Consider the following 4,876-nt stretch of genomic DNA (forward strand, 5'->3'; position numbering starts at 1 on the left):
AAAGGGAAGAGGGGGATCTATAAGGGAAGAGGGGGATCTGAAGGGGGACTTTGATTAATTTCTGGTTCCCCCCTTTTTAAGGGGGGCTAGGGGGGATCTCTAATTAAGTTTCAGCCTTAAGTTGACACCAATGATTTATAAATCGCCCCCACACCATCAGCGATTAGTAATCGAAATCGCCCATACCAGCACCAGCGCCAGCACCAGCACCTTCCTTGGGTTCAGGCTTGTCAACCACGATACATTCAGTAGTCAATACCATCCCCGCGATAGACGCTGCATTTTGCAGGGCGGAACGAGTCACCTTAGCCGGGTCAACGATACCAGCTTCAAACATATCAACGAACTCATTCGTAGCGGCGTTGTAGCCAACGTTGAAGTCTTTCTCTTTCACCCGCTCAGCGATAACCGCACCATTTTGACCCGCATTCTCAGCAATCCGCTTCAGGGGTGAGGCTAGCGCACGGGACACAATCATCGCCCCAATCAAACCTTCACCGGTCAGGTTTTCATTTGCCCAAGATTCCAGGGTAGGGGTAAGGTGAGCCAGAGTCGTACCACCACCGGGAACAATTCCTTCTTCTACCGCCGCTTTAGTCGCGTTAATCGCGTCTTCTAAGCGCAGCTTGCGGTCTTTCATTTCGGTTTCGGTAGCCGCGCCGACTTTGACCACAGCAACGCCACCAGACAACTTCGCCAAACGCTCTTGTAGTTTCTCTTGGTCGTAGGAGGAATCGGATTCTTCAATCTGACGACGGATTTGTTCACAACGAGCTTTAACACCGGCTTCGTTGCCTTCAGCCACAATCGTGGTATTGTCTTTGGTGATGGTAATGCGACGTGCCTTACCTAGCATTTCTAGCTTGGTGTTTTCCAGCTTCAGACCTGCGTCTTCGGTGATTACCTGACCACCGGTTAATACCGCGATATCTTCCAACATAGCTTTGCGGCGATCGCCAAAACCAGGAGCTTTAACCGCCGCGACATTCAGCACACCGCGCAGGCGGTTGACCACCAGAGTCGCTAGGGCTTCTTTTTCAATGTCTTCAGCCAGAATCAGCAGGGGACGACTGGAACGGGCAACTTGCTCGAGTACAGGTACTATGTCCTGAACCAGAGTGATTTTCTTGTCGGTGATCAGAATGAAGGGTTCTTCCAGAATCGCTTCCATCCGCTCCATGTCGGTAGCGAAGTAGGGCGAAATATAGCCCTTGTCAAAGCGCATCCCTTCGGTGATTTCTAATTCGGTGGTCATGGATTTCCCTTCTTCTAAGGAAATCACACCTTCTTTGCCCACCTTATCCATTGCTTGGGCAATCATCTGACCGACTTCTTCGTCGTTACCGGCAGAGATGGAACCAACTTGTGCAATGGCTTTAGATTCTTCTACGGGACGGGAATGCTCGGCAATCTTGTCTACTAAGAAAGCAATGGCTTTGTCAATCCCCCGCTTCAGGGCGATGGCATTCGCACCAGCCGCAACATTCCGCAAGCCTTCTTTAACCATGGCATGAGCCAGCACGGTAGCGGTTGTAGTACCGTCACCCGCCGCATCATTAGTCTTAGACGCAGCTTGACGAATCAGGGCGACACCCGTGTTTTCTACGTGGTCTTCCAATTCGATTTCTTTAGCAATGGTCACTCCGTCATTGACAATTTGGGGAGCGCCAAACTTTTTCTCCAGAACAACGTTGCGACCTTTTGGACCAAGGGTAACGGCAACGGCTTCTGCCAGAATATCCATACCCTTTTCCAGGGCGCGACGAGCATTTTCGTTGTAAATGATGCGCTTAGCCATAGATTTCAGTGATGTTGAGTCTGAGAGTTGAACTGTGGACTGTTACTAATTGCTATGAGTTCATCATTCAGGAGAGTTGCCAGAGAACTGGCTTGTATACTCCTGAACGTTTAGCGAGCACAATTAAGAAACGACAGCGAGGATGTCTTTTTCTGAAAGCAGAACATACTCTTCGTTGCCTAGCTTGATATCAGTACCGGCATACTTGGAGTAGAGAACTTTGTCGCCAATTTTGACTTCCAGTTCCGAGCGAGAGCCATCATCGTTGCGCTTGCCAGGACCGGTAGCGACAATTTCCCCGACTTGAGGCTTCTCTTTAGCGTTGTCAGGTAACAAGATGCCACCTGCAGTTTTCTCTTCCGCGGCACTGACCTTGAGAAAAACGCGATCGCCTAATGGCTTGACTGTAGAAACACTCAGAGATACGGCTGCCATTGAATTCCCTCCTAATCTAGTAGTTTAGTCTCACTTTGCACTTTCTGCTGTTGAGTGATTAGCACTCTCTGCTTCTGAGTGCTAATTTACTCAACTAAGGCATGAAACTGCAATCAATTTCCAGGTACGGGTTCCCGAACTATAAGATGGGGGTTTGGGTGTGGGGTGTCGGGTGTAGGTTGTCGGGGGAGCTGGGTGAGCTGGGGGATCTGGGTGAGCTGAGGGAGCTGGGGAAGCCTCAAGAGATGCAGTGAAGCGCTACTCTACAGGATATAGGGGAATTTTTAGCAGGTAAGACGATTTAAGATGAATAAAGCCTCAGACAAAACGCTGTTAGCCAAAAATGTAAATAGCCTCGGACTGAATCAAATTCAACGCCATGTTTTGCTATGCGCTGACCAGACTAAACCGAAGTGCTGCTCTAAACAAGCGGGTCTTGATTCCTGGGACTACTTAAAAACTCGTCTGAAACAGCTTAAGCTGGATCAACCCACTCAGGAGCAACCAAGCTGCATCTTCCGTACTAAAGCTAACTGTCTGCGCGTCTGTGCGAGTGGTCCAATTCTGGTGGTTTACCCGGATGGCGTTTGGTATCGTAACGCGACGCCAGAGGTGATCGAACGCATTATTCAAGAGCATCTCATTGGCAACAAGATTGTGGAAGACTATGCTTTTTTGGTTCATCCTCTCCCAGAAAACGATCCATCTCCTATCTCCGACGCAGCAGGAGCTAAAAGAGCGAACCGTAAATCCCAACCGCAGATCACTCCTGAAAAAGTTGCCAGTGTAGATCAACCGAAAAGCCTTTGGAACAAGATTGTCCAGCGCTTCTGGAAAGATTAGCGCAGCATGGCGCAAATACTTGAGCAGTTCGTTCTCAGGCGGGGGAGCGGGGAAGCTGTTGCTTTTTTTGCCACAGTGTATGAGTTCTTGCCTATTTAGTTTTCGGGTTCGCTAGACTAACATAGGACGAGATATATCTAGACATCAAAATCATTGCCGGAGAAAGCGCGATCGCTCGCGTCAGCAAACATAGGCTATAACATTGACAGCTAATCCTCGGACTCAGCAAGTACCCTTACACCCGATCAGTTGTAGCCGCTCAATAACGTCCGGGTAGCAGGCGTGGAACCAGAACAACGAAATTTTTAATCTATCCACCTAACCTTCCGAATGACCAGTATTAAAGTATGAAAGACAACGGTGTCAGAACTAACAAGCGACTGCTGCTGATTGACGATGATCCTAATCTGATTTTGCTCGTTAAGGACTACCTAGAGTTTCGCGGGTATGACGTGATCACGGCGGAAAATGGTCGAGAGGCGTTGGACGTTCTTGCTCAAGACATTCCTGACATGATCATTTGTGATGTAATGATGCCAGAGATGGATGGCTATGCTCTAGTTGAGTATGTTCGGCAAGATCCGCGCATGAACTGGGTTCCTGTCCTATTTCTCTCTGCCAAAGGACAAAGCAATGATCGGGTTAAGGGACTCAACACTGGTGCCGATGTTTACATGGTCAAACCCTTTGAGCCAGAAGAATTAGTCGCCCAAGTTGAATCATCCCTGAGACAGGCTAGGCGCTTAACGACTCGCCCTCAAACACCTGGAGGAGAGCCGCCATCTAACATTCAGGTTCCCGCCAATGTGGAATTGACACCAACCGAACTGAAGGTGTTACAGTTTGTTGCACGCGGGTTGGCAAATCGGGAAATTGCCCAGGAACTTAATGTTAGCCAGCGCACGATTGAAAGCCATGTGTCTAATATGCTGGGCAAAACCGGATTGCATAACCGTACCGAATTAGCGCGTTGGGCGATTGAAAGTAGTCAGGCTTAGTGGGAGCAGGGGGAGTAGGGGAAGCCATGTAGAGACTCCTCATGCTACGTCTGGGAGCAATGGTACATTGTTCCTGATTCTATCGCCATAGTTTTATAAAATAAACTTCTCCAGATGGATTATTGTCCAAGATCAACCCACTAATTGCAACCCAACATGTTTGACAAAGGCATACCAATCTTGATTGAAACCTTTAAATTCAACGTCCTTTAGGGTAAATTTTATGTGAGAATCTTCAATTGGCAACGATACCATATTATAGGCATCAGGTTTATTGGTTAATAGCACCAGTTCAGTACCTGCGGGAATCGGTTGCAGAGCATTTGGACTGAGATACATCGATTGAACAGGGGTACGCTTAATTACAGTATCCACGTTAAATGCAATTTTAAGTAATCCCCCTTCAGGTGGCAAACTTTGTCGGTAAACCATCATTTTTACAACATCTTTTTCTATTTGCTTCGAGAGCATCTGTGCCACCGTTTCTGTTGGTCTCAGGGGTTCTTTGGTAATTTGAACATGATCAATAAACGCATACCAATTTAAATTTCTACCCTGAAATCCAATATCCTGGAAACTGATCCGAATATGTCGGGTCAGATCTGGGGGCGTGTAGGATTGTAGCACTAATAATGTGCTAGCCGGAATCGGCTGAAGTTTATAGCTTGGCAGTAAACTGGATTGAATAGGTTCTTGTTTAAGAATTGTATCTTGGGTAGACAACATTCGGACTAAGCTAACCATAGTTTGATAGTTCCTTTAATTGTTATTTGTCATTGGTCATTTGTCATTGGTCATTTGT

5 protein-coding genes are annotated in these 4,876 nt (G+C 47.5%); 2 read left to right on the plus strand and 3 right to left on the minus strand.

Annotated features, from left to right (window positions below; translation table 11 throughout):
• Positions 1–163: 163 nt before the first annotated feature.
• Positions 164–1,798, minus strand: a complete 1,635-nt coding sequence (gene groL, locus ACLFWI_RS26785) for a chaperonin GroEL (RefSeq protein WP_446415453.1) — start codon at positions 1,796–1,798, stop codon at positions 164–166.
• 123 nt (positions 1,799–1,921) lie between these two features.
• On the minus strand, positions 1,922–2,233 hold the full coding sequence (groES, locus tag ACLFWI_RS26790; protein ID WP_006101488.1) for a co-chaperone GroES: 312 nt from the start codon (positions 2,231–2,233) through the stop codon (positions 1,922–1,924).
• A gap of 306 nt (positions 2,234–2,539) precedes the next feature.
• On the opposite strand from groES, the gene ACLFWI_RS26795 reads away from it, so the two are divergent.
• Together ACLFWI_RS26795 and ACLFWI_RS26800 are read left to right on the plus strand one after the other, a co-directional pair.
• A complete protein-coding gene (locus ACLFWI_RS26795) occupies positions 2,540–3,076 on the plus strand; it encodes a (2Fe-2S) ferredoxin domain-containing protein (RefSeq protein WP_446415454.1) in 537 nt (178 codons plus the stop codon).
• A gap of 347 nt (positions 3,077–3,423) precedes the next feature.
• On the plus strand, positions 3,424–4,074 hold the full coding sequence (locus ACLFWI_RS26800; RefSeq protein WP_446415455.1) for a response regulator transcription factor: 651 nt from the start codon (positions 3,424–3,426) through the stop codon (positions 4,072–4,074).
• Positions 4,075–4,206: 132 nt separating this feature from the next.
• Here ACLFWI_RS26800 and ACLFWI_RS26805 read toward each other — a convergent pair whose 3' ends face one another.
• Positions 4,207–4,818 carry a hypothetical protein gene (locus tag ACLFWI_RS26805; protein WP_446415456.1) on the minus strand — a complete coding sequence of 204 codons (612 nt, stop codon included), beginning with the start codon at positions 4,816–4,818 and terminating at the stop codon, positions 4,207–4,209.
• Between the last annotated feature and the right edge of the window lie 58 nt (positions 4,819–4,876).

It is taken from the genome of Coleofasciculus sp., assembly GCF_046539235.1.
Classification (GTDB): domain Bacteria; phylum Cyanobacteriota; class Cyanobacteriia; order Cyanobacteriales; family Coleofasciculaceae; genus Coleofasciculus.